At 71.4% G+C, this 4052-nt stretch carries 4 protein-coding genes; 2 read left to right on the top strand and 2 right to left on the bottom strand.

Features of this window, described 5'->3' with window-relative positions; translation table 11 throughout:
* A partial coding sequence (locus tag AOK11_RS34835; protein ID WP_055597656.1) for an SGNH/GDSL hydrolase family protein occupies positions 1-772 on the top strand: 772 nt, incomplete at its 5' end.
* A 15-nt stretch (positions 773-787) separates the two neighbouring features.
* Positions 788-1795 (top strand): aldose epimerase family protein, encoded by a 1008-nt coding sequence (locus AOK11_RS34830; protein WP_055597654.1) that lies wholly within the window; start codon positions 788-790, stop codon positions 1793-1795.
* A gap of 248 nt (positions 1796-2043) precedes the next feature.
* Here AOK11_RS34830 and AOK11_RS34825 read toward each other — a convergent pair whose 3' ends face one another.
* A complete protein-coding gene (locus AOK11_RS34825) occupies positions 2044-2871 on the bottom strand; it encodes an EI24 domain-containing protein (protein ID WP_055597653.1) in 828 nt (275 codons plus the stop codon).
* 208 nt (positions 2872-3079) lie between these two features.
* On the bottom strand, positions 3080-4052 hold a 973-nt coding region (locus AOK11_RS34820; protein WP_055597655.1), incomplete at its 5' end, for an NADP-dependent oxidoreductase.

The following is a 4052-nucleotide window of genomic DNA, read 5'->3' as shown; positions in this document are numbered from 1 at the left end:
TCGCTGCTGCCCGTCGCCCACTCCGCTCTGGGACACCAGCCCCGCCTCCGTGGCCGCCGTGGGCGATTCGATCACGACCGGTTTCGACGCGTGCGCGGTGCTGACGGACTGTCCCGAGGTGTCGTGGGCGACGGGCAGCAGCGAGAAGGTCGACAGTCTGGCGGTGCGGCTGCTCGGCCCGGCGGGGGCCGCCGAACGGAGCTGGAACTACGCGGTCACCGGGGCGCGGATGGCGGACCTGCCCGGTCAGATGGCCCGAGCGGTGGGCCGGGGACCGGAGTTGGTGGCGGTGATGGCCGGGGCGAACGACGCCTGCCGGGCCACGACGTCGGCGATGACGCCGGCGGCCGACTTCCGCGCGGACTTCGAGGAAGCGATACGCACCCTGCGCAAGGCACTGCCCAAGGCCCAGGTGTACGTGGCGAGCGTGCCGGACCTGAAGCGGCTGTGGTCGCAGGGGCGGACCAGCGCGATGGGCAAGCAGGTGTGGAAGCTCGGCATCTGCCCGTCGATGCTGGGCGATCCGGACGCTCTGGACGCGGCGGCGAACGAGCGGCGCGAGACGGTGCAGGGCCGGGTGGAGGAGTACAACAAGGCGCTGGAGGAGGTCTGCGCCGAGGACGAGCGGTGCCGCTACGACGGCGGGGCGGTGTACGAGTACAGGTTCGGCACCGCGCAGTTGAGCCGCTGGGACTGGTTCCACCCCAGCGTCGACGGTCAGGCCCGGCTGGCGGAGATCGCCCACCGTACGGTCACGGCGACGAAGCCGTGACTTATCGTTTCGCACATGAACGAACTCTTCGGCACACTTTCCGACGGCACCCCGGTGCACCGCTGGACCCTGGAGCGGGCCGGCGTACGCGTACGGGTGCTGTCGTACGGCGGGATCGTGCAGGCCGTCGAGGTGCCGGACCGGGAGGGGCGGTCCGGGAACGTGGTGCTGGGCTTCCCCGGCCTGGACGGCTACCTGGCCCACCCGGAGCCGTACTTGGGCGCCCTGATCGGGCGGTACGCCAACCGCATCGCGGGCGCCCGCTTCCCGCTGGACGGCCGGGTCCACACGCTCGCCCCGAACAACGGGCCGAACTCGCTGCACGGCGGTGAGCGGGGCTTCGACAAGCGCGTGTGGGACGTGACGCCGGTTCCGCACGGTCTGCGCCTCACCCTGGTCTCCGCGGACGGCGAGGAGGGCTTCCCGGGCCGCCTGGAGATGTCGGTGACGTACACCCTGGACGAGCGGGGCGCGCTGGGGATCGCGTACGAGGCGGTGGCGGACGCGCCGACGGTGGTGAACCCGACGAACCACTCGTACTGGAACCTGGCCGACACCGGGCCCGACGCCGGCTCCGGCCCTCGCTCCGGCTCCGGCGGTGCGGCCGGGCACGAACTGCGGCTCGCCGCCTCCCGCTTCACCCCCGTCGACGCGGATCTGATCCCGGCCGGCGGCCACCAGGACGTGACCGGGACCCGCTTCGACTTCCGCGAGGCGCGCGGGACCGGCACCGGGTACGACCACAATTACGTGCTCGACAAGGGCGTGACGCCGACGCCGGTGGAGGTTGCCGAGCTGTACGAACCGGGTTCCGGGCGGGTGCTCACGGTGGCGACCACCGAACCCGGGATGCAGGTCTACACCGCCGACCACATCGGGGAGCCCTTCGCGCCCGGCGCCGGCGTCGCGCTGGAGACGCAGCACTTCCCCGACTCCCCGAACCGGCCCGACTTCCCGAGCACGGTCCTGCGGCCGGGCGGGACGTTCCGCTCGGAGACGGTGTACGGCTTCGCGGTGCGGTAGCGGGGCCCGCTCGCCCGGGTCCGCCCGATTCCGCCCGGGACCGTCCGGGGTGACGCACATGAGCCCCGGCCCGGGGTCAGGGTCCCGGACCGGGGCTGCTCATGCAGAGGGATACCCCGGCCGACGGGAGCTACCCCGGTTCAGACCGTAATCGTCGCGGCGATTCCGCGGTCCGCAATCGGGCATTCGATCGGGAGTTCGTACGAATCCTTCACAAAGGACCACGATGTGGTCACCTCGTCGCACTCTCAGTGTCCGTCCCGGCTGATCGACGGAGACGGCTGCGACGGGACCCCGGGCGTCTCGGCGCCGTCGTCGTCCCCGCCCCTGGTCTCCTCGCCGAGCAGGTCCCGCGCCATGAGGGTGGCGCCGGCGACGGCGCCCGGCATCAGGAACACGGCGACGAACGGGACGAGGAACGCCAGCCCCAGCGGCGTGCCGAAGCCCCAGACGAGGGTCTTGCGGCTCCTCAGCAGGGCCAGCCGCGCCCGCAGCTCGACCCCGCGCCGCTGCAGGGCCACCGCCGTCAGCTCCTCCGTGAGGAAGAACCCGGTGACCATGAAACCGATCACCGGCACGACGGTCTGCCCGACGAACGGGACGAACCCGAGCGCGAAGAGCAGCACCGCCCAGAGCAGGGCCCGTACGACGATACGGAGGCTGTCCCGGCCGGAGATCCACAGCTCCCGCCACAGGGGAAGATCGGACTCGGGGGCGGTGCCGTCGGGCGAGACGTCCCGGTCGACCTTCTCGGAGAGGCTCTCGTAGAAGGGCTGGCCGATGAGCAGGGTCACCGCGGTGAAGGTGATGACGGAGAGCAGCAGGCCGAGCGCGAAGAGGAGGACGGTGAGCAGTCCGCGGAACAGGCCGAGCCAGGGACTGGACCAGTCTTCCGCGAACGGTGTCGCCCAGCCGACGAAGCCCGGTCCCCCTATGACCAGCCCGACCAGCGCCGCCACGTAGAGCACCAGCGTGATCAGTCCCGGCAGCAGGCCGAAACCGTACTGCTTGCCGTGCCGGGCGACCCACCGCTGGCCTTTCAGGAGATACCGGAAACCCACCCCAAGATCGCGCATGGGGGAACTATAGGGGCCCGTCGTCGGCGTGTCGTCGGCCGGTGGTCGGGTCATATCGGCGGGACCGCGGCCGGACAACGGATAGACGTCGCCTTCAGGGCCGGCACCGCCGAGGGGAGCGGGAGAGCGGGCCGCGGAGCCGGTACGCGGGACGGAAGGACGGCCGTGTGCCGTCCTTCCGTCCCGCACCGGAACTCTTCGTCCGGTATCAGAGCTTGACGATCATCTTTCCGGTGTTGTCGCCGCGCAGGACGCCCAGGAACGCCTCGAGGTTGTTCTCGATGCCCTCGACGACGGTCTCCCGGTACTTGAGCTCGCCCGAGGCGATCCAGCCGCCTACTTCCCGCACGAACTCCGGCCGCAGGTCGTTGTGGTCGCTCACCAGGAAGCCCTCGATGCGGCCCCGGGTCTGGATGAGGCGGGCGAGGTTGCGCGGGCCCGGCGCCGGCTCCGTGTTGTTGTAGACGGAGATCATCCCGCACACGGCGATCCGTCCGCCCCGGTTCAGCGAACCGATGGCGGCCTCCAGGTGGTCCCCGCCGACGTTGTCGAAGTAGACGTCGATGCCGTCCGGCGCGGCTTCGCGCAGCTGCCGGCTCACCGGGCCGTTCTTGTAGTTGAACGCGGCGTCGAATCCGTACTCCTCGACGAGCAGGGCGACCTTCTCGTCGGATCCGGCGGAGCCGATCACCCGCGAGGCCCCCTTGAGCTTCGCGAGCTGCCCCACCTGGCTGCCGACGGCACCGGCGGCGCCGGACACGAAGACGGTGTTGCCCTCCTTGAGGGCGGCGACGCGCAGCAGTCCCGCGTACGCGGTGAACCCCGGCATGCCCAGCACCCCCAGGTAGGCGGAGAGCGGCGCGACCCCGGCGTCCACCTTGGCGGCGCTCTTCGCGTCCACCAGCGCGTACTCGCGCCAGCCGAGGCCGTGCAGCACGTGGTCGCCGACGGCCAGCCCTTCCGCGCCGGAGGCGACGACCTCGCCGACGGCGCCGCCCTGCATGGCCTCGCCCACCGCGTACGGCGCCACGTAGGACTTGGCGTCACTCATCCGGCCGCGCATATAGGGGTCGACGGAGAGGTACATGTTCCGCACCAGCACCTGGCCCTCCCCCGGCGTGGGGATCTCCGCCTCGACCAGGGAGAAGTCCTCGGGCTTCGGCCAGCCCACGGGTCGGCTG

Source organism: Streptomyces hirsutus (assembly GCF_001418415.1).
In the GTDB taxonomy this organism is placed as follows: domain Bacteria; phylum Actinomycetota; class Actinomycetes; order Streptomycetales; family Streptomycetaceae; genus Streptomyces; species Streptomyces hirsutus.
Note: the sequence above shows the minus strand (reverse complement) of the source record. Positions and strands in the feature narration are given on the sequence as shown.

Coding starts and splice junctions, on each gene's coding strand:
- AOK11_RS34830 (WP_055597654.1), top strand. CDS start 788: ATGAACGAACTCTTCGGCACACTTTCCGACGGCACCCCGGTGCACCGC.
- AOK11_RS34825 (WP_055597653.1), bottom strand. CDS start 2,871: ATGCGCGATCTTGGGGTGGGTTTCCGGTATCTCCTGAAAGGCCAGCGG.